A 19,216-nucleotide genomic window follows, 5' to 3' on the forward strand; every position below is an offset into this window, starting at 1 on the left:
ACCAGCGTTCGACTGCCCGATCTCAACGGCCGTGGCTGTCGGTGTAAGGAAGCAGGGCCAGGTAGCGGGCGCGCTTGATAGCGGTCGCCAGCTGACGCTGGTACTTGGCCTTGGTGCCGGTGATACGGCTCGGAACGATCTTGCCGGTTTCGGAAACGTAGGCCTTCAGGGTGTTGAGATCCTTGTAATCGATCTCTTTCACGCCTTCGGCGGTGAAGCGGCAGAACTTACGACGACGGAAGAAACGTGCCATGTGATTGGCTCCTCAATACTGGTCCGGAATTACTCGTCAGCGTTATCGCTATCGCTGTTGTCGTCGCCATCGGCGCCTTCAGCGTTATCGTTCGGACGCTCACGACGCTCGCGACGCTCGTTGCGGCTTTCTTCAGCCTTGAGCATCTCGGACTGCTCGGTGACAGCTTCGTCGCGACGCATGACCAGGTTACGGATCACGGCATCGTTGTAACGGAAGTTGTCTTCCAGCTCAGCCAGGGCCTTGGCGCTGCACTCGACGTTCATCAGAACGTAGTGGGCCTTGTGCACGTTGTTGATGGCGTAGGCCAACTGACGACGGCCCCAGTCTTCCAGACGGTGGATCTTGCCGCCGTCTTCTTCGATGGCCTTGGTGTAACGCTCGACCATGCCACCGACTTGTTCGCTCTGGTCCGGGTGAACCAGGAACACGATTTCGTAATGACGCATAAATGCTCCTTACGGGTTGCAGCCTGCCGCAGAACGGTCAGGCAAGGAGTGAATGTTTTCTTGGCTTGCCTGGCGGAGAGGCGAACGAACGCCTGCCCGCGCGGCAAGGGGCGACATTCTAGAGAAGGGCAACCGGCGAAGCAAGGAAGATTGGCGAATATTTGTACAGCGGATGGAATGGCGCGGGGCCGCGCCACGGCGGCCCCGCACGCGCTCACTCCAGCGGGGTGCGCTGGCGGAGGATCTCGAACAGGCAGACGCCGGTGGCGACCGAGACGTTCAGGCTGCTGACGCTGCCGGCCATCGGCAACCTGGCGAGGAAGTCGCAGTGCTCGCGGGTCAGCCGGCGCATGCCCTTGCCTTCCGCGCCCATCACCAGCACGGTCGGCCCCTTGAGGTCGAGCTGGTAGAGGGTCTTGTCCGCCTCGCCGGCGGTGCCGACCACCCACAGGCCGCGCTGCTGGAGCTTTTCCAGGGTGCGCGCGAGGTTGGTCACCGCCACCAGCGGGATCACCTCGGCGGCGCCGCAAGCGACCTTGCGCACGGTGGCGTTGAGGGTCGCGGACTTGTCCTTGGGCACGATCACCGCCTGCACCCCCGCCGCATCGGCGGTACGCAGGCAGGCGCCGAGGTTGTGCGGATCGGTGACGCCATCCAGGGCCAGCAGCAGCGGCACGCCCTCGCTCCGCTCGAGCAGTTCCTCGAGCATGTTTTCGCCCCAGACCTGGCTGGGGCTGACTTCCGCGACCACGCCCTGGTGGACGCCTTCCGCCCACTCGTCGAGTTCGCGCCGGTCGCGCTGCCCTACCGGAATACGGAACCCGGCGGCCAGCTCGGTGAGCACCTGGACCCGCGGATCATGCCGCCCCTCGGCCAGCCACAACTGCTTGACCCGCTTCGGGTGATGACGCAACAACGCTTCCACGGCATGCACGCCGTAGACCTTTTCCCACTGACTCATGACTTGGCCTTACGTTTGCGCGCCCCGGTGGCGGCCGGAGCGTTGTCGGCCTTCGGCTTGGAAGGCCCCTTGCGATGCTTGGTCGGCTTTCCCGGCTTGGCGGCAGCGGCGGGCTTGCCGCCCTTGGCCTTGCCCTTCGCGCTCTTGCCCGCAGGAACGACCTTGCCCTTCTTCCCGCCCTTGTCCTTGCCGCCGCCGACGCGCGCCTCGGCGAGCAGCGCCTGCTTCACCTCGCGACTCTTGCGCACGTCGGTGTTGCCGAGCATCTCCGCGGCCTGCGCCAGCAGCTCCGGCGCGACCGGCGGCAGCGCCTGCACCTTGCCGGCCTTGCGCCGCGGCACCACCGCGGCGTCGGGACTGGCCAGCGCCGGCTCCAGGTCGACCTCGGGCACGGATGCGCCCTTGCGCCCCTTCGGCGCCTTGCCGGCGTTCGCCGACTTGTCGCCGTTGCGCTTCTTGCGTCCGATCGGCGCGCTCAGCACGTTTCCGGCCAGCTCGAAATCGATCTTCCGCTCGTCCAGGTCGACCCGCGCCACTACCACTTCCGTGGTGTCGCCGAGACGGAAGCTGCGCCCGGTGCGCTCGCCGCTGAGGCGATGGTGCACGGCGTCGAAATGATAGTAATCGCCGGGCAGCGCGGTCACATGGACCAGGCCTTCGACGAAGATGTCGGTCAGCTCGACGAACAGACCGAAACCGGTGACCGCGGTGATTACGCCAGGGAAGGTCTCGCCGACCCGCTCGCGCATGTATTCGCACTTCAGCCAGTTGGTCACGTCGCGGGTGGCCTCGTCGGCACGCCGCTCGGTCATCGAGCACTGCTCGCCCAACTGGTCCAAGCGCAATTCGTCGTACGGATAGATGCGCGCCTTGGGCATGCTCGCCGCGCCGGCCCGCTGCACGTGCGGAGTCTCCGCCTTGGAGCGGATCACACTGCGGATCGCACGATGCACCAGCAGGTCCGGGTAGCGCCGGATCGGCGAGGTGAAGTGGGTGTAGGCGTCGTAGTTGAGGCCGAAGTGGCCATTGTTGTCCGGGCTGTACACCGCCTGGCTGAGCGAACGCAGCATGACCGTCTGGATCAGGCGGAAGTCGGCGCGGTCGTGGATCTTCTCCAGCAACTCCTGGTAGTCGCCCGGGGTCGGCGCGGCCTTGCCGCGGCCGAGGCTCAACCCCAGCTCGCCGAGGAACTGGCGCAGGTTGTTGAGCTTCTCCTGCGGCGGGCCGTCATGCACCCGGTACAACGCCGGGATGGCGTGCTTCTGCAGGAAGCGTGCGGTCGCCACGTTGGCGCAGAGCATGCACTCTTCGATCAGGCGGTGCGCATCGTTGCGCTGGGTCGGGCGGATTTCCGAGATCTTCCGGTCGGCGCCGAAGACGATGCGGGTTTCCTGGGTCTCGAAATCGATCGCGCCGCGGACATGGCGGCCGGCCAGCAGCGCTTTATACAGCGCATACAGCTGCTGCAGGTGCGGCACCACGCCGGGCAACTGCTGGCGCAGGTTCTCGGCCTCGACGCTGTCGGGATGCTCGAGCAACTGGCTGACCTTGGTGTAGGTCAGGCGCGCATGGGAGTGGATCACCGCTTCGTAGAACTGATAGCCGGTCAGCTTGCCGGCCTTGGACAGGGTCATCTCGCAGACCATGGCCAGCCGGTCGACCAGCGGATTCAGCGAGCAGAGACCATTGGACAGCACCTCCGGCAGCATCGGGATCACCCGCTCGGGGAAATACACCGAGTTGCCGCGCCTGGCCGCCTCTTCGTCCAGCGCCGAACCGACCTTCACGTAGTGCGAGACATCGGCGATCGCCACGAACAGGCGCCAGCCGCCGCCGCGCTTGGCCTCGGCGTACACCGCGTCGTCGAAGTCGCGGGCATCCTCGCCGTCGATGGTGACGAAGGGCACCTGGCGCAGGTCGATACGCTTTTCCTTGTCCTTCTCCGCCACTTCCGGCTTGAGCTTGGCCGCTTCCTTCTCCACCGCGGCCGGCCAGACGTGGGGGATATCGTAGCTGCGCAGGGCGACTTCGATCTCCATCCCCGGCGCCATGTAGTCGCCGAGCACCTCGACGATCTCGCCCTGGGCCTGGCGGTGGATGCTCGGCCATTGCTCGATGCGCACCTGGACGAACTGGTTGTGCCTGGCCTTGCCGGCCTTGCCCGGCGGGATCAGGACTTCCTGCTGGATCTTCGGGTTGTCCGCGACCACCACGCCGATGCCGCTTTCCTCGAAGTAGCGGCCGACCACGATCTCGTGGGCCCGCTCGATCACCTCGACCAGTTGGCCTTCGCGGCGTCCGCGCCGGTCATGGCCGGACACCCGTGCCAGGGCGCGGTCGCCGTCGAACACCAGGCGCATCTGGGTGGGGCTGAGGAACAGGTCGTCGCTGCCATCGTCGGGGATCAGGAAGCCGAAGCCATCGCGGTGCCCGCTGATGCGGCCGCGGATCAGGTCCAGCTTGTCCACCGGCGCGTAGGCGCCACGACGCGTATAGATAAGCTGCCCGTCGCGCTCCATGGCGCGCAGGCGACGACGCAAGGCCTCTTCCGGCTCCTCGCCGGCGAGCCCGAACTCGTCGAGCAACTGGGAGCGAGTCGCCGGAGCGCCTCGCTCGGATAGGTGAGCCAGGATCAGTTCCCGGCTGGGGATGGGGTTTTCGTACTTTTCCGCTTCGCGAGCGGCCTCGGGATCGAGGTTTTGCCAATCGGCCATTAGAGGTAGGTCACCTTTTCTTCTTTAGCGTTTGCTGCCATTGCTCTATTGAAGCGCGAAAACGCTTCGTCGGTCAGCTTCGGCAGCAGAATAATTTTTATCGCATCAGGGGTTTACAAGCAGAATACGTACTCGTATAGTTCGCGCCCACAACGTTGCTGAGACGTTGTAACACGGAAACGATGAGCGATCATCGACTCCAGTGCCCAGGTGGCGGAATTGGTAGACGCACTAGGTTCAGGTCCTAGCGGTGGCAACACCGTGGAAGTTCGAGTCTTCTCCTGGGCACCATATTTCAGACAAAGCCGGACATTAGACCGTTTTTGTTTCAGCAGTTCAGCCACTACCAGGCATTGAAACTGCGACAAGGTTTGCAACACCCAAGTCGATGAGCGATCATCGCACAATGCTGAAAAGCATGCCCAGGTGGCGGAATTGGTAGACGCACTAGGTTCAGGTCCTAGCGGTGGCAACACCGTGGAAGTTCGAGTCTTCTCCTGGGCACCATCTTCAAGACAAACAGCCGAGCATCGCTCGGCTTTTTGTTGTCCGCGATTTTTCCCTTCGAGCCACGCCCCCTCCCCCGCTCGCCGCGGCGCCGACCCCAGAAATGAAAACGGGCCGCATGCGCAGCCCGTTCCGTCATCGCCCCGCTATCCGACTCAGGCGAATGGATGGCGCAGGATGATGGTTTCGTTGCGGTCCGGACCGGTGGAGATGATATCGATCGGCGCACCCACCAGTTCTTCCACGCGCTTGATGTAGGCGCGGGCGTTGGCCGGCAACTCTTCCAGGGTCTTCGCACCCACGGTCGACTCGCTCCAGCCGGGCATTTCCTCGTAGACCGGCTGCAGGCCGATGTAGCTGTCGGCATCGGTCGGCGCTTCCAGCACATCGCCATCGGCATTCTTGTAGCCGACGCACAGGCGCACCACGTCCAGACCATCGAGCACGTCGAGCTTGGTCAAGCACAGGCCGGAGATGCTGTTGATCTCGATGGCGCGGCGCAGGATCACGGCATCGAACCAGCCGCAGCGACGAGCGCGACCGGTGGTGGCACCGAACTCGTGGCCGCGCTTGGCCAGGTAGGCGCCGACGTCGTCGAACAGCTCGGTCGGGAACGGACCGGAGCCGACGCGAGTGGTATAGGCCTTGGTGATACCCAGTACGTAGTCCAGGTACAGCGGGCCGAAGCCGGAACCGGTGGCGGTACCGCCAGCGGTGGTGTTGGAACTGGTCACGTAGGGATAGGTGCCATGGTCGATGTCCAGCAGCGATCCCTGGGCGCCTTCGAACATGATGTCCTTGCCGTGCTTGCGCAGGTCGTGCAGGGTCGCAGCGACATCGGCCATCATCGGCTTGAGCAGCTCGGCATACTCCATCGCCTCGTCCAGAGTCTTCTGGAAGTCGATGGCCGGCTCCTTGTAGTAGTGCTGCAGGACGAAGTTATGGTAGTCCAGCAGCTCGCCCAGCTTGGCGGCGAAGCGCTCGCGGTGGAACAGGTCGCCAACGCGCAGGCCGCGACGTGCCACCTTGTCCTCGTATGCCGGGCCGATACCGCGACCGGTGGTGCCGATCTTGGCTTCGCCGCGGGCCTTCTCGCGCGCCTGGTCGAGGGCGACGTGATAGGACAGGATCAGCGGACAGGAAGGACTGATGCGCAGGCGCTCGCGCACCGGCACGCCCTTCTCTTCCAGCTTGGTGATTTCGCGCAGCAGCGCATCCGGCGCCAGCACCACGCCATTGCCGATCAGGCACTGCACGCCTTCGCGCAGGATGCCCGATGGAATCAGGTGCAGGACGGTTTTCTCGCCATCGATCACCAGGGTGTGGCCAGCGTTGTGACCACCCTGGTAGCGAACTACGGCAGCCGCCTGCTCGGTGAGCAGGTCGACGATCTTGCCCTTGCCCTCATCACCCCATTGGGTGCCCAGGACTACGACATTCTTACCCATAACACTTGTCCCCATCGTGGAAGTTCGATGCCGGCCGCGGCCGGCGGAATCTCAGGACGCCAGCGGCGCCACCTGCCAATTGCCATCGCGCAGCGCCAGCTGCCGGTCGCAGCCCGCCTCGCGCGCAGAAGCCGCATCCTGCCCGGGCAGAGCCTGGACGACACGCTGCCCGTCGCGGCGCAGTCGTTGCACCGCCTGCCAGAGCCCGGCCCCTTCGGCCGGCGCCCAGATACCCGATACAGCCTGGTCCAACCGGGCCTGGCCGAGAGTGACCAGGCTTTTCAGATCGGTGGAGAAACCGGTGGCCGGGCGGGCGCGCCCGAAATCGGCACCGATATCATCATAGCGACCGCCCTGGGCGATGGACTGGCCAACGCCGGGCACGAAGGCCGCAAACACCACGCCGGCGTGATAGTGATAGCCACGCAGCTCGCCGAGGTCGAAATACAGCGGCAAGCCGGGGAAACGTCCAGCCAGCGAATCGGCGATCTCGATCAGCTCGTTCAGCGCCACCTGGACATCGGCCGGCGCCGCCGCCAGACGGGCACGGCCCTGCTCCAGCGCATCGCGGCCGCCGCATAGCTCGGCCAGCGCACGCAACATGCCGCGCAGCTCGGCAGGCAGGTCGGCAGTCAGCGCCTCGACCTCGTCCACCGCCTTGCGCTGCAAGGCATCGAACAACTGCTGCTCGACTTCGCCGGACAGCCCTGCCGCGCGCGCCAGGCCGCGGTAGATGCCGACATGGCCGAGGTCCATGTGCACGTCCGGCACTTCCGCCATCTCGAGCATTTCCAGCATCAGGCTGATCACCTCGACATCGCTGGCGGGGCTCGGATCGCCGTACAGCTCGGCGCCCAGCTGGATCGGACTACGCGAAGTGGACAGCGCGCGCGGCTGCGCATGCAGCACGCTGCCGGCATAGCACAGGCGGCTCGGTCCCTCGCGGCGCAGGCTGTGCGCATCCATCCGCGCCACTTGCGGCGTAATGTCGGCACGGAAACCCATGAGCCGGCCGGACGCCGGGTCGGTCACCTTGAAGGTGCGCAGGTCAAGATCCTGTCCCGCACCGGTGAGCAGCGACTCCAGGTATTCGATATGCGGGGTCACGACGAACTCGTAACCCCAGCGGTGGAACAGATCCAGCACCTGACGGCGGGCTGCTTCGATGCGCGCCGCCTCCGGGGGCAGCACCTCTTCGATCCCATCTGGCAGCAGCCAGCGGTCTACCGTTGCCATTTCGCCTCTCCCCTTTCAGCCGGGCGGCACATCATCAGTGAATCCAGTAAAGAAGCAGGGTGCCGAGCAGCATGCTGCCCAGCCCCACGAGACGCAGGTGACGGTCGCTCAGCCGGCCGATGCCGGTGACCGCCTCGCGCCATTGTCGCGGACACAGGAACGGCAGGATGCCTTCCAGCACCAGCACGAGACAAAAAGCGATGCCGAATTCCTGCCACATGATTCTCGCGGACGCAAAAAAGCCGGGATTTCCCGGCTGGCTCATCATAACACGATTTCTCCGGCGGGCGCTGCCGCCCGCCGGAGAACCGAGTATTACTTGTTGGCCTTGTTCAGATAGCGGAAGAACTCGCTGCTCGGATCGAGCACCAGTACGTCGCGCTTCTCGGCAAAGCTTTCGCGATACGCCTTCAGGCTACGGTAGAAGGAATAGAACTCCGGATCCTGGTTGTAGGCCTTGGCATAGATCGCGGCAGCCTTGGAGTCGCCGTCACCGCGGGTCTCTTCCGACTCGCGGTAGGCTTCGGCAACGATTACCCGGCGCTGGCGATCGGCGTCGGCACGAATGCCTTCGGCCAGTTCGCGACCCTTGGCGCGGTGCTCGCGGGCCTCGCGCTCACGCTCGGTGCTCATCCGCTCGAAGACGCTGCGATTGACTTCCTTCGGCAGGTCGATGGCCTTGACCCGCACGTCGATCACCTCGATACCCAGCTCCTTCTGCGCCATGCGGTTCAGCGAAGCGGTGATGTCGCCCATCAGCGCGTCGCGCTCGCCCGATACCACTTCATGCAGGGTACGCTTGCCGAACTGGTCGCGCAGACCCGCTTCGAGACGCCGCGACAGGCGTTCGTCGGCGATCTGCTTGAGGCCCGAGGTAGCGGTATAGAAGCGCTCGGCATCCGCCACCCGCCACTTGGCATAGGCATCCACCATCACCGCTTTCTTTTCCAGGGTCAGGAAGCGCTGGGTCGGGGCATCCAGGGTCAGCAGGCGAGCGTCGAACTTGCGCACCTGGTTGACGTACGGGATCTTGAAGTGCAGGCCCGGCTTGACGTCGGACTCGACCACCCGGCCGAAGCGCAACATGACCGCGCGCTCGGTCTGCTGGACTACGTAGACGCTGTTCCACAGGACGATGGCGGCGACGACACCGACGATCAGAGCGATCAAAGACTTGTTGCCCATCAGCGGCTCTCCCTCGTACGCGCGTCTTGCTGGCGCAGATCGTTGACGATCCGCGACCCCAGGTCGGAAGCGCTGGCGCTGCCACCACCGGCGGAAGCACCGGCACCCGTAGCGGGTGCGGCGTTACGACCATCGATCATCTTGTCCAGCGGCAGGTAGAGCAGGTTGTTCTGCCCCTGCTGACCGGTCACCAGCACCTTGCTGGTCTGGCTGAAGACTTCCTGCATGGTGTCCAGGTACAGACGCTCGCGCGTCACTTCCGGAGCCTTGCGATATTCCACCAGCAGCTTGGAGAAGCGATCCGCCTCACCCTGGGCGCGCGAAATCACCTCGTCGCGGTAACCGTTGGCTTCTTCGATGATGCGCTGGGCCTGGCCACGCGCCTCCGGCACCACGCCGTTGGCATAGGCTTCGGCCTGGTTCTTCTCGCGCTGCTCGTCCTCGCGGGCCCGGATCACGTCGTCGAACGCTTCCTGCACCTCACGCGGGGCCTGGGCGCTCTGGATGTTCACCTGGGTCACGGTGATACCGGTCCTGTAGGTATCCAGGAAGCGTTGCAGGCGCTCGCGCACCTCGGTCGCCATCTGCTCGCGGCCTTCGGTGAGGATCCGGTCCATGGTGGTGGAGCCGGCGACATGCCGCAGCGCGCTCTCGGTCGCCTGCTGCAGGCTGACCTCGGGCTGGTCGACGTTGAGCACGAAGTCCTGCAGGTTGCTGATCTTGTACTGCACGGTCAGCGGCACTTCGACGATGTTCTCGTCCTCGGTGAGCATCTGCCCCTGCTTGCTGTACGCACGCTCGCGGGTGACGTTCTCCTGGAAGCGCTTGTCGATCGGCGGGAAGTAGAAGTTCAGGCCGGGACCGACCGTCTCGTAATACTTGCCGAAGCGCAGGATGACCGCCTGCTCCTGCTCGTCCACCACATAGATGGCGTTGTACAGCCAGAGCACGGCGAGGATCGCCAGGCCGATACCGAACAGGCCCAGGCCACCGCCCTTGCCGCCGGAACCGGAGCCGGAACCGTTGCCACTGCGTTTTTTTCCACCGAACAGCCCGTTCAGGCTGTCCTGAAGCTTGCGGAAAGCCTCATCCAGGTCGGGCGGCCCCTTGCGGTCACCACCGCCGCCACCACCACCGCGGCGGCCTCCCCACGGGTCTCGATCGTTGTTGTTCGAGTTGTCACCCGGCTCGTTCCAAGCCATAGCGCTCTCCATCTAGTAACGCGAAACGCGCCTGCGGCGCGGCCACCCATGCTACCGAATGCCCTGCCCGCTGCCAAAAGCAGCGATACGGGCTTTATTGCAAAGTGTGTTGCGCAACGAACTCCGCCGGCTGCCAGCCAGCGCGGCTCGCCAGGCGGTTCAACTCGGCCCGCGGCAGGCGCACCTGCAGCAGGGTACAACCTTCCTCATCGTGCGCCTCGGACTGCACCGCGCCCAGTTCGAACAACTGGGCGCGCAGGCGCCCGAGCCGCTGGGGCAGGCGCAAGGTCCCGACGAAGAGGTCCTCGCCGAGCAGCTCGGCGATGGCCTGGCGCAACAGGTCGAGGCCTTCGCCGGTCTGCGCCGACAGCCAGACGCGCACCGGCTTGCCGGAGTCGTCGCGCTGGATGTGCGGCTCGACCGAGGGTAACAGGTCGACCTTGTTATAGACCTCGAGCATCGGCAATTCGTTGGCGCCGATCTCGCCGAGCACCGCCAGCACCTGCTCGACCTGCGCATCCCGTTCGGGCTCGTAGGCGTCGATCACGTGCAGCAGGAGGTCGGCGTTGCTCGATTCTTCCAGCGTAGCGCGGAAGGCCTCCACCAGCTTGTGCGGCAGGTGACGGATGAAGCCCACCGTGTCGGCCAGCACCACCGGCCCGAGATCGTCCAGTTGCAGGCGACGCAGGGTGGGGTCGAGGGTGGCGAACAACTGGTTGGCGGCATACACCTCGGAGGCGGTGAGCGCATTGAACAGGGTCGATTTGCCGGCGTTGGTATAGCCGACCAGGGAGACCGCCGGGATATCCGCGCGCTTGCGCCCGCGTCGAGCCTGCTCGCGCTGGCTGCGGACCTTCTCCAGGCGCTGCTTGATCTGGCGGATGCGCACGCGCAGCAGGCGTCGGTCGGTTTCCAGCTGGGTCTCACCCGGACCGCGCAGGCCGATACCGCCTTTCTGCCGTTCGAGGTGGGTCCAGCCGCGTACCAGCCGCGTGCTCATGTGCTCCAGTTGCGCCAGTTCCACCTGCAACTTGCCTTCGTGGGTACGTGCGCGCTGGGCGAAGATGTCGAGGATCAGCCCGGTCCGGTCGAGTACGCGGCACTCGAACGCTCGCTCGAGGTTGCGCTCCTGGCTGGGCGTCAAGGTGTGGTTGAAAATCACCAGCTCGACGTTTTCGGCCTTGACCAGGTCGTGCAACTCCTCGACCTTGCCACTGCCGATAAGATATTTGGCGCTCGGCTGGTGGCGGGAGACGCTGACGAATGCCACCGTTTCCGCGCCGGCCGAACGCACCAGCTCCTGGAACTCCTGCGGGTCTTCACGCGCCTCGGGGTTCTGCCCTTCCAGATGCACCAGAACAGCCTGTTCCCCACCACCTGGGCGCTCAAAGAACAAAGCGGACTCCCGTCAAGCGTTGCCCGGCTCGGCCGGCTGGTCACCGCTCGGCAGACGCACCGGACGGCTCGGTACCACGGTGGAGATCGCGTGCTTGTAAACCATCTGGCTGACGGTGTTCTTCAGCAGGATGACAAACTGGTCGAAGGACTCGATCTGGCCTTGCAGCTTGATGCCGTTGACCAGATAGATGGAAACCGGGACGCGTTCTTTCCGCAGGGTATTGAGGTAAGGGTCTTGTAGCGAATGCCCTTTTGACATGTGCCGCACTCCTTTAAGGATCGTAGTTTGAAGTAGTCGAATAGGGTGACTTGGCGCCGTCCAAACTCCGGTCTCGCTCCGGAAACAGACGGACAAATTAAGGTCTCAGGCCAATATGGAGACCGTTTTCAGGTATTTCAAGGCACGCGGCAGATTGTCACCTGCTAGGCTGTCCATCCAGTGTAGATGGCTCCAGCTTCGCAGCCAGGTGAACTGGCGCTTGGCCAACTGGCGGGTAGCGATGATGCCGCGTTCGGTCATTTCAGCGTAGGACAGCTTGCCATCCAGGTAATCCCACACCTGACGGTAACCCACGGCTCTAATAGACGGTAATCCTGCATGCAAGTCACTTCTGGCATGCAGTGCTTCGACCTCGGCGATGAAACCCTGTTCCAGCATCTGGCGAAAACGCTGCGCAATCCGCGCGTGCAACACCTGGCGCTGCTCGGGAGCAATCGCCAGCTGAGCGACAGTATACGGCAATTGATTCCTGCCTGACGCGTCAAAATCCGCCTTTTCAGCGCTTTGCCGGCGACGCAGGTCGCTCATCGACACCCCGCCGAGGCGATACACCTCGAGCGCCCGCATCAGTCGCTGCGGGTCGTTGGGGTGGATGCGCGCAGCCGACTCCGGGTCGACCTCGGCGAGTTGCCGGTGCAGCGCCTCCCAACCTTCGGCCAGGGCCTCGGCCTCGATCGCCGCGCGCACCTCGGGATCGGCGCCGGGCATGTCGGCCAGGCCCTCGAGCAACGCCTTGTAATAGAGCATGGTGCCCCCCACCAGCAGGGGAATCCTGCCGCGCGCGGTGGCCTCGGCCATCGCCGCCAGGGCGTCGGCGCGGAATTCCGCGGCCGAATAGCTCTCCGCCGGGTCGCGGATATCGATCAGGCGGTGCGGATAGCGCGCCAGCAGCTCCCGGGAAGGCTTGGCCGTACCGATATCCATGCCGCGGTAGATCAGCGCCGAGTCGACGCTGATCAGCTCGCAGGGCAGCACATCGGCCAGCGCCATCGCCAGGTCGGTCTTGCCGGCGGCGGTCGGCCCCATGAGAAAGATGGCGGGAGGCAGGGAAGACATCGGAAAGCTCTTGGACAAAGCACATAGCTTCGGGCTTTGCGCCCGAAGCTGCAAGGCTCAGCGTCCGCGCAGGAAGAGCTTGTCCAGCTCGTCCAGGCCCAACTGGGTCCAGGTCGGACGCCCATGGTTGCACTGGCCGCTGCGTTCGGTGATTTCCATGTCGCGCAACAGGGCGTTCATTTCCGGCAGGGTCAGGCGCCGGTTGGCGCGCACCGCGCCATGGCAGGCCATGGTGCCGAGCAACTCGTTCAGGTGTGCCTGGATACGGTCGCTGGTGCCGTACTCCAGCAGGTCGGCGATGACATCGCGCACCAACTGGGTCGCCTCCGCCTGCTTGAGCAGCGCAGGGATCTGCCGGATCGCCAGGCTTTCCGGCCCCAGGCGCTGCAGCTCGAAGCCCAGGCGCTGGAACCAGCTGGAATGCTCTTCCGCGCAATCCGCCTCGCGCTCGCTGACCGCGATCGACTCCGGCACCAGCAACGGCTGCCCACGCAAGCCTTCGCTGGCCATCGCCACCTTGAGGCGCTCGTAGGTGATCCGTTCGTGGGCCGCGTGCATGTCCACCAGCACCAGGCCGTGGGCGTTCTCGGCGAGGATGTAGATGCCCTTGAGCTGCGCCAGGGCGTAACCCAGCGGCGGGATGTCCTGGGCGCCCTCGGGCAACGCGGCTGGCGCCTCGCCCGCGGGCAACGGCGCGAAGTAGGCCTTGTAGGCGCCACCGGCCTCGGCCAGAGAAGGCGGCGCCTCCGGCCGGGTATAGGCGGAATAGCCGGAGGAGCCGCCGGAGGCCGACGAGCCGCCACTCCAGCCCACCCGTGCCGCCGGACTCTCCAGCACGCTCTCGGCCAGGCGCATCTCGCCCTGCGGGCCGAACTCGCCGGCGGCAGCGCCGGTCGGTCGCGGCTCGGTCAGGCTGGTCGCCCCGGGCGGCGCGAGCTGGTCGTCGGGACGGACCTCGCCCAGCGCACGATGCAAGGTGCCATAGAGGAAGTCATGGACCATCCGGCTGTCACGGAAGCGAACTTCGTGCTTGGTCGGGTGCACGTTGACGTCCACCACCGCCGGATCGACTTCGAAGAACAGCACGAAGGTCGGATGCCGGCCGTTGTACAGCACGTCGCGATAAGCCTGGCGCACCGCGTGGGCGACCAGCTTGTCGCGCACCATGCGCCCGTTCACATAGAAGTACTGCAGGTCCGGCTGGCTGCGGGAGAAGGTCGGCAAGCCGACCCAGCCCCACAGGTGCAGGCCGTTGCGCTCGACCTCGATCGGCAGCGCCTGCTCGAGGAATGCCTGGCCGCACACCGCGCCGACCCGGCGCGCGCGGGCCAGCTCGTCTCGCGCCTCGTGCAGGGCGAAGATGGTCTTGCCGTTGTGGCGCAGGTGGAAAGCCACGTCGAAGCGGGCCAGCGCCAGGCGCTTGATGACCTCCTGCAGATGGTCGAACTCGGTCTTCTCGGCGCGCAGGAACTTGCGCCGCGCCGGGGTGTTGAAGAACAGGTCGCGAACCTCGACGCTGGTCCCCACCGGGTGCGCCGCCGGCTGTACCCGCGGCTGCATGTCGCGGCCCTCGGTTTCCACCTGCCAGGCTTCGCCCGCGTCGGCGGTACGCGAGGTCATGGTCAGGCGCGCTACCGAGCTGATCGAGGCCAGCGCCTCGCCACGGAAGCCGAGGCTCATCACCCGCTCCAGGTCTTCCAGCTCGCGGATCTTGCTGGTGGCGTGGCGAGCCAGGGCCAGCGGCAGGTCGTCGGCGGGGATGCCGCGACCGTCGTCGCGCACTCGCAGCAACTTGATGCCGCCCTGCTCGACCTCCACGTCGATGCGCCGGGAACCGGCGTCAAGGCTGTTTTCCAGGAGTTCCTTGGCCACCGAGGCGGGACGCTCGACCACCTCACCGGCGGCGATCTGGTTCGCCAGCCGCGGACTCAGCAGCTGGATACGCGGTGCTTCACTCATCACTGGGCCGCCAGGGCGGTGCTCGGGATGGACAGGGCCTGGCCGACTTTCAGGTTGTCGCTGGACAGGCTGTTGCTGCTGCGCAGCGCGGCCATGCTCACTTCATAGCGCTGGGCGATCATCGCCAGGGTCTCTCCGGGCCGCACCACGTGCTCGCGCGGCCCCATGGAGAGCTTGCCCTGGGCGCGCAAAGAGGCGATGTAGGTGCCGGGCGGCGGGCTCTGCTGGAAATACTGGCGGATGCCGCTGGTGATCGAACGCGCCAAGGCCTGCTGATGGCTGGCGCTGGCCAGCTTGCGCGACTCGTTGACGTTCGAGATGAAGCCGGTTTCCACCAGGATCGACGGGATGTCCGGCGACTTCAGCACCATGAACCCGGCCTGCTCGACACGACGCTTGTGCAGCGAAGTGATGCGGCCGACATTGGTCAGCACCTTGTGGCCGACGTCCAGGCTCGACGAGAGGGTGGCGGTCATCGACAGGTCGAGCAGCACGCCGGCGAGCATCTGGTCCTTGTCGCCGAGGCTGACGCTGCCATCGCCGCCGATCAGGTCGGAACGGTTCTCGCTGTCGGCCAGCCAGCGCGCGGTTTCCGAAGTGGCGCCGCGGTCGGACAGGGCGAACACCGAGGCACCGAAGGCGCTGCGGCTCGGCGCGGCGTCGGCATGGATCGAGACGAACAGGTCGGCGCCCTTCTTGCGGGCGATCTCGGTGCGCTTGCGCAGTGGGATGAAGTAGTCGCCGGTACGGGTCAGCTCGGCCCGGTAACCGCGCACCTGGTTGATCTGGCGTTGCAGCTCGCGAGCGATCGACAGGGTGATGTTCTTCTCGTGCAGCCCGCCCGGGCCAAGGGCGCCAGGGTCTTCACCGCCGTGGCCGGCGTCGATGGCGATGACGATATCGCGGGTACCGCCCTTGGTCGGCAGCGGCAGCTTGGCCACCGGCAGGGTCGGCGTCACCGGAGTGACCGGCACGCTCGGGGTCGGCGTCGCGGGTACGTCCGGGGTCAGGTCGGCGCCCTGGTCGTAGAGATCGACCACCAGGCGGTTGCCGTATTGCTGGTTGGGCGGCAGGACGAAGCTTTTCGGGGTGACCTGCGCCGACAGGTCGAGGACCATGCGCAGGTCGTTGGGCGTGCGCTGGGCGGAGCGCACCGCGGTGATCGGGGTGTTGCCGAGCTTGAGACCGTTGAGCTGGGTCGCCAGCTGGGCGCCGCTGACGTCGATGACGATACGGTTGGGTGCGGCCAGGGTGAACAGGCTGTGCTGCACCGGACCGGAGAGATCGAAGACCAGACGGGTGTTGTCCGGAGCGCGCCAGATCCGCACGCTCTTGATTTGCGCGGCGGCCAGAACCTCGCCGACCTGGCAGGCCAGCAGAATCATCACCCCAGTCAACAACGTCCGCAGACGCAAGCCCCAACCCATCGTTTTTCTCATGCTCCCATGGTCAGGGTGGCACACCAGGCTTCGCCCCGCGCACCGTGCGGTACCAGGCGCAGTGTCCGTCCACCCGCTTGGGCAGTAATGGTAATGTCCAGATCGGCGGTTGGCAAAACGCCCGCACCGCGCTCGGGCCACTCGATCAGACAGAGTGCGCTGCCGTCGAAATAGTCGCGGATGCCGAAGAACTCCAATTCCTCCGCATCGGCGAGCCGGTACAGGTCGAAATGGTAGGCGCGCAGCTCGCCGATTTCGTAAGGCTCGACCAGGGTAAAGGTCGGGCTTTTCACCGAGCCGGCATGGCCGAGGCCGCGCAGGATGCCGCGCGAGAGGGTGGTCTTGCCGGCGCCGAGGTCGCCATGCAGGTAGATCACCCCCTGCCCCCCGCTGACCCGGGCGATGCGCCCGCCCAGTTCGAGCATCGCGTCTTCCCCTTCGGCGGACAGGATCACTTCAGACACGGACTGCACTCCTCGAGCAACTGACGAACGGTAGGTATGAGATCGGTCGCCGCCAGCCCGCGACCCTGGGCGCCGAGCCGCTCACCGGCGGCGGCATGCAGCCAGACAGCCAGGCAGGCCGCCTCGAACGCCTCCACGCGCTGGGCCAGCAAGGCACCGGTGATGCCCGACAGCACGTCACCCAGGCCGGCGCCGGCCATCGCCGGATGCCCCTGGGAACAGACGGCGAGTCGTCCGTCGGGCGCGGCGATCAGGCTGCCGGCGCCCTTCAGCACCACCACCGCCTGGTAGCGACGCGCCAGTTCCAGCGCCGCCGCCGGACGATCCGCCTGCACCTCGGCGGTCGAGCGACCCAACAGGCGCGCGGCCTCGCCGGGATGCGGCGTCAGAATCCATGTCTGCGGCCCTGCTCCGACCGGTTCCAGGGCCAGCAGGTTCAACGCGTCGGCATCCCAGACCTGCGGCAACGGTCGCGACCGGACAGCGCTCAGCAGGCTGCGACCCCAGGCGCGCTGGCCAAGCCCGGGACCGAGCACCAGCACGCTGGCGCGTTCGGCAAGGGCCAGCAGTTGGTTCGCCGACGCCACGCCATGGGCCATGACCTCGGGACAACGGCCCAGCAACGCCGGCACATGTTCGACGCGGGTCGCCGCCGAGACCAGCCCGGCGCCGCAGCGCAGGGCGCTTTCCGCGGCCAGTAGCACGGCCCCGCCCATGCCGGTGTCGCCGCCGACCACCAGCAGGTGGCCGAACAGCCCCTTGTGTGCGGTCCGCGGCCGCGCTGCCAGCCTCGGCAGGGCATTTCGCGCCAGGCGGCGAGCCCGGGGCTGGAGCGCTTGCAGCACGACGGCGTCGCTACCGAGTTCGTCGAACACCAGCTCGCCGACCCGTGCCGGCGCCTCGCCAGTGAACAGCCCGATCTTCAGGCCGATGAAAGTCACTGTCAGATCCGCCCTGATCGCTTCCCCCAATACCGCGCCGGTGTCGGCGCTCAAGCCGGAAGGAATATCCACCGCCAGCACCGGCAGGTCGGCGGCGTTGGCCAGGCGGATGGCCTGCGCAAAGGGCTCGCGCACGGCACCTGCCAGGCCGGTGCCGAGCAATGCATCCACTACTACGCCCTCGAGCACGGCGCACTCGCTCCAGGGCTCCACCACGACCCCGGTCGCCAGCGCGGCGGCATGCGCCTGCGCCGCGTCGCCGGCAAGCCGCTGCGGCGCCGCGACCGCCAGCACCCGCACTCGCCAACCCGCACGTTGCGCCAGCGCCGCGATCAGGTAGCCGTCGCCGGCATTGTTGCCGTGCCCGGCGAGCACCGTCAGCGCCGCGGCCTCCGGCCAACGGCGGCGCAAGGCACGCCAGGCGGCGTGGGCGGCGCGCTGCATGAGTTCGAAGCCCGGCGTGCCGGCAGCGATCAGGCGCGCATCCAGGTCGCGCACCTGGGCGGCGGAATAGAGGGCGAGTGGCAGGTCGTCGTGCTGGAAGGTCATGGTCATCGGATCGATTCGGCGTCAGGCGCGCAGTCTGGCAGAATTATACCTATCCCATTTCGCTTTCCCTCGTCTTCGTTGCCTCCCATGACTCCCCAACCTCTGGCCGACAACCTTTCCCCGCCGGACCCCGCCCGCCTCGCCCAGTCCATCAAGGACTGGGGCCGCGAGCTGGGGTTCCAGCAGGTCGGTATCAGCGACGTCGAGCTGGGCGAGCACGAAGCGCACCTGCAGCGCTGGCTGGAGGCCGGCTACCACGGCGAGATGGACTACATGGCGGCGCACGGCAGCAAGCGCTCGCGACCTGCCGAGCTGGTTCCCGGCACGCTGCGGGTGATCTCCCTGCGCATGGATTACCTGCCCGGCGACACGCGCATGGCGCAGGTCCTCGCGACACCGGAAAAAGCCTACGTCTCGCGCTACGCCCTCGGCCGCGACTACCACAAGCTGATCCGCAAGCGTCTGCAACAACTGGCCGAGCGCATCCAGGCCGAAGTCGGCCCGTTCGGTTTCCGCGCCTTCGTCGACAGCGCGCCGGTGCTGGAAAAGGCCATCGCCGAACAGGCCGGCCTCGGCTGGATCGGCAAGAACACGCTGGTGCTCAACCGCAAGGCCGGCAGCTACTTCTTCCTCGGCGAGCTGTTCGTCGACATGCCGCTACCCGTCGACCCGGCGATGGACAGCGAGCATTGCGGACGCTGCTCGGCCTGCCTGGACATCTGCCCGACCGCGGCCTTCGTCGGCCCCTACCGGCTGGACGCGCGACGCTGCATCTCCTACCTGACCATCGAGTACAAGGGCGCGATTCCGCTGGAGCTGCGGCCACTGATCGGCAACCGGGTATTCGGCTGCGACGACTGCCAGATCGTCTGCCCATGGAATCGCTTCGCCCGCCCCACCGGGCAGGGCGACTTCCAGCCGCGCCACAGCCTGGACAACGCCGAACTCGCCGAACTGTTCCTCTGGAGCGAGGAGGAGTTCCTCGGCCGCACCGAGGGTTCGCCGCTGCGCCGCGCCGGCTACGAACGTTGGTTGCGCAACCTGGCGGTGGGGCTGGGCAACGCGCCCTCGACCATCCCGGTGCTGGAGGCGCTGAAGGCGCGCCGCGGGTTCCCTTCGGAGCTGGTCCGCGAGCACGTGGAATGGGCCCTGCGGCGCCACGGGGAAACCTAGCC

Annotated in this window: 17 protein-coding genes and 2 tRNA genes; 3 read left to right on the forward strand and 16 right to left on the reverse strand. The window is 66.2% G+C overall.

All coding sequences use genetic code 11. The annotated features are described in order from the left end of the window. Nucleotides 1–22: 22 nt before the first annotated feature. The 4 genes from rpsR to rnr all read right to left on the reverse strand — a co-directional run bounded on the left by rpsR (nt 23) and on the right by rnr (nt 4,377). Nucleotides 23–253 carry a 30S ribosomal protein S18 gene (rpsR, locus tag VQ067_RS27040; protein ID WP_003095634.1) on the reverse strand — a complete coding sequence of 77 codons (231 nt, stop codon included), beginning with the start codon at nt 251–253 and terminating at the stop codon, nt 23–25. A 29-nt stretch (nt 254–282) separates the two neighbouring features. Continuing rightward, the gene (gene rpsF, locus VQ067_RS27045; protein WP_003095636.1) at nt 283–702 is read right to left on the reverse strand and encodes a 30S ribosomal protein S6; all 420 of its coding nucleotides are present in this window, start codon (nt 700–702) and stop codon (nt 283–285) included. A gap of 214 nt (nt 703–916) precedes the next feature. Continuing rightward, complete coding sequence (rlmB, locus tag VQ067_RS27050; RefSeq protein WP_003095638.1) at nt 917–1,663, reverse strand: 23S rRNA (guanosine(2251)-2'-O)-methyltransferase RlmB; 747 nt, start codon at nt 1,661–1,663, stop codon at nt 917–919. Beyond that, nucleotides 1,660–4,377: a ribonuclease R gene (rnr, locus tag VQ067_RS27055; protein ID WP_023094923.1), complete on the reverse strand. Its 2,718-nt coding sequence runs from the start codon at nt 4,375–4,377 to the stop codon at nt 1,660–1,662. The genes rlmB and rnr overlap by 4 nt, the downstream gene beginning before the upstream one ends. A 204-nt stretch (nt 4,378–4,581) precedes the next feature. Between rnr and VQ067_RS27060 the strand changes: the two genes are divergently transcribed. Both VQ067_RS27060 and VQ067_RS27065 read left to right on the forward strand, forming a co-directional pair. Beyond that, a tRNA-Leu gene (locus VQ067_RS27060) sits at nt 4,582–4,668 on the forward strand. Between the two features lie 129 nt (nt 4,669–4,797). Continuing rightward, nucleotides 4,798–4,884 (forward strand) — tRNA-Leu (locus tag VQ067_RS27065). Nucleotides 4,885–5,039: 155 nt separating this feature from the next. On the opposite strand, the gene VQ067_RS27070 is transcribed toward VQ067_RS27065, so the two are convergent. The 12 genes from VQ067_RS27070 to VQ067_RS27125 all read right to left on the reverse strand — a co-directional run bounded on the left by VQ067_RS27070 (nt 5,040) and on the right by VQ067_RS27125 (nt 18,047). Next, nucleotides 5,040–6,332, reverse strand: coding sequence for an adenylosuccinate synthase (locus VQ067_RS27070; RefSeq protein ID WP_003095642.1), 1,293 nt, complete (start codon nt 6,330–6,332; stop codon nt 5,040–5,042). A 51-nt stretch (nt 6,333–6,383) separates the two neighbouring features. Then, the gene (locus VQ067_RS27075) at nt 6,384–7,568 is read right to left on the reverse strand and encodes an ATP phosphoribosyltransferase regulatory subunit (RefSeq protein WP_340080947.1); all 1,185 of its coding nucleotides are present in this window, start codon (nt 7,566–7,568) and stop codon (nt 6,384–6,386) included. A 34-nt stretch (nt 7,569–7,602) separates the two neighbouring features. Then, nucleotides 7,603–7,788 (reverse strand): DUF2065 domain-containing protein, encoded by a 186-nt coding sequence (locus tag VQ067_RS27080; RefSeq protein ID WP_003095647.1) that lies wholly within the window; start codon nt 7,786–7,788, stop codon nt 7,603–7,605. Between the two features lie 95 nt (nt 7,789–7,883). Further along, nucleotides 7,884–8,753, reverse strand: coding sequence for a protease modulator HflC (gene hflC / locus VQ067_RS27085; RefSeq protein ID WP_003106429.1), 870 nt, complete (start codon nt 8,751–8,753; stop codon nt 7,884–7,886). Continuing rightward, nucleotides 8,753–9,955, reverse strand: coding sequence for an FtsH protease activity modulator HflK (gene hflK, locus VQ067_RS27090; RefSeq protein WP_003106427.1), 1,203 nt, complete (start codon nt 9,953–9,955; stop codon nt 8,753–8,755). The genes hflC and hflK overlap by 1 nt, the downstream gene beginning before the upstream one ends. 94 nt (nt 9,956–10,049) lie before the next feature. Then, entirely contained in the window at nt 10,050–11,351 is a 1,302-nt protein-coding gene (gene hflX / locus VQ067_RS27095; RefSeq protein ID WP_003095652.1) for a ribosome rescue GTPase HflX, read from the reverse strand. Between the two features lie 12 nt (nt 11,352–11,363). Beyond that, nucleotides 11,364–11,612: an RNA chaperone Hfq gene (gene hfq, locus VQ067_RS27100; protein WP_003095657.1), complete on the reverse strand. Its 249-nt coding sequence runs from the start codon at nt 11,610–11,612 to the stop codon at nt 11,364–11,366. Nucleotides 11,613–11,717: 105 nt separating this feature from the next. Further along, a complete protein-coding gene (gene miaA, locus VQ067_RS27105; RefSeq protein ID WP_003109468.1) occupies nt 11,718–12,689 on the reverse strand; it encodes a tRNA (adenosine(37)-N6)-dimethylallyltransferase MiaA in 972 nt (323 codons plus the stop codon). Nucleotides 12,690–12,746: 57 nt separating this feature from the next. Continuing rightward, nucleotides 12,747–14,648 carry a DNA mismatch repair endonuclease MutL gene (mutL, locus tag VQ067_RS27110; protein WP_023099987.1) on the reverse strand — a complete coding sequence of 634 codons (1,902 nt, stop codon included), beginning with the start codon at nt 14,646–14,648 and terminating at the stop codon, nt 12,747–12,749. Continuing rightward, nucleotides 14,648–16,075 carry an N-acetylmuramoyl-L-alanine amidase AmiB gene (gene amiB, locus VQ067_RS27115; RefSeq protein ID WP_033989938.1) on the reverse strand — a complete coding sequence of 476 codons (1,428 nt, stop codon included), beginning with the start codon at nt 16,073–16,075 and terminating at the stop codon, nt 14,648–14,650. Before amiB ends, mutL begins: the two co-directional genes overlap by 1 nt. Before the next feature lie 8 nt (nt 16,076–16,083). Continuing rightward, a complete protein-coding gene (gene tsaE, locus VQ067_RS27120) occupies nt 16,084–16,551 on the reverse strand; it encodes a tRNA (adenosine(37)-N6)-threonylcarbamoyltransferase complex ATPase subunit type 1 TsaE (RefSeq protein WP_003095664.1) in 468 nt (155 codons plus the stop codon). Beyond that, the gene (locus tag VQ067_RS27125; RefSeq protein WP_003141721.1) at nt 16,539–18,047 is read right to left on the reverse strand and encodes a bifunctional ADP-dependent NAD(P)H-hydrate dehydratase/NAD(P)H-hydrate epimerase; all 1,509 of its coding nucleotides are present in this window, start codon (nt 18,045–18,047) and stop codon (nt 16,539–16,541) included. Before VQ067_RS27125 ends, tsaE begins: the two co-directional genes overlap by 13 nt. A gap of 81 nt (nt 18,048–18,128) precedes the next feature. Here VQ067_RS27125 and queG point away from each other — a divergent pair, with 81 nt between their 5' ends. After that, nucleotides 18,129–19,214: a tRNA epoxyqueuosine(34) reductase QueG gene (gene queG, locus VQ067_RS27130; protein ID WP_003110324.1), complete on the forward strand. Its 1,086-nt coding sequence runs from the start codon at nt 18,129–18,131 to the stop codon at nt 19,212–19,214. Nucleotides 19,215–19,216 lie beyond the last annotated feature (2 nt).

This window comes from Pseudomonas sp. KBN12P06040, from assembly GCF_037574965.1.
GTDB classification, from domain to species: Bacteria; Pseudomonadota; Gammaproteobacteria; order Pseudomonadales; family Pseudomonadaceae; genus Pseudomonas; species Pseudomonas aeruginosa.

What these genes read in the sequence shown, in the direction of transcription:
- rpsR (WP_003095634.1), bottom strand. Translation starts at nt 253, where the DNA reads ATGGCACGTTTCTTCCGTCGTCGTAAGTTCTGCCGCTTCACCGCCGAA.
- rpsF (WP_003095636.1), bottom strand. Translation starts at nt 702, where the DNA reads ATGCGTCATTACGAAATCGTGTTCCTGGTTCACCCGGACCAGAGCGAA.
- rlmB (WP_003095638.1), bottom strand. Translation starts at nt 1,663, where the DNA reads ATGAGTCAGTGGGAAAAGGTCTACGGCGTGCATGCCGTGGAAGCGTTG.
- rnr (WP_023094923.1), bottom strand. Translation starts at nt 4,377, where the DNA reads ATGGCCGATTGGCAAAACCTCGATCCCGAGGCCGCTCGCGAAGCGGAA.
- VQ067_RS27070 (WP_003095642.1), bottom strand. Translation starts at nt 6,332, where the DNA reads ATGGGTAAGAATGTCGTAGTCCTGGGCACCCAATGGGGTGATGAGGGC.
- VQ067_RS27075 (WP_340080947.1), bottom strand. Translation starts at nt 7,568, where the DNA reads ATGGCAACGGTAGACCGCTGGCTGCTGCCAGATGGGATCGAAGAGGTG.
- VQ067_RS27080 (WP_003095647.1), bottom strand. Translation starts at nt 7,788, where the DNA reads ATGTGGCAGGAATTCGGCATCGCTTTTTGTCTCGTGCTGGTGCTGGAA.
- hflC (WP_003106429.1), bottom strand. Translation starts at nt 8,753, where the DNA reads ATGGGCAACAAGTCTTTGATCGCTCTGATCGTCGGTGTCGTCGCCGCC.
- hflK (WP_003106427.1), bottom strand. Translation starts at nt 9,955, where the DNA reads ATGGCTTGGAACGAGCCGGGTGACAACTCGAACAACAACGATCGAGAC.
- hfq (WP_003095657.1), bottom strand. Translation starts at nt 11,612, where the DNA reads ATGTCAAAAGGGCATTCGCTACAAGACCCTTACCTCAATACCCTGCGG.
- miaA (WP_003109468.1), bottom strand. Translation starts at nt 12,689, where the DNA reads ATGTCTTCCCTGCCTCCCGCCATCTTTCTCATGGGGCCGACCGCCGCC.
- mutL (WP_023099987.1), bottom strand. Translation starts at nt 14,648, where the DNA reads ATGAGTGAAGCACCGCGTATCCAGCTGCTGAGTCCGCGGCTGGCGAAC.
- amiB (WP_033989938.1), bottom strand. Translation starts at nt 16,075, where the DNA reads ATGGGTTGGGGCTTGCGTCTGCGGACGTTGTTGACTGGGGTGATGATT.
- VQ067_RS27125 (WP_003141721.1), bottom strand. Translation starts at nt 18,047, where the DNA reads ATGACCATGACCTTCCAGCACGACGACCTGCCACTCGCCCTCTATTCC.
- queG (WP_003110324.1), top strand. Translation starts at nt 18,129, where the DNA reads ATGACTCCCCAACCTCTGGCCGACAACCTTTCCCCGCCGGACCCCGCC.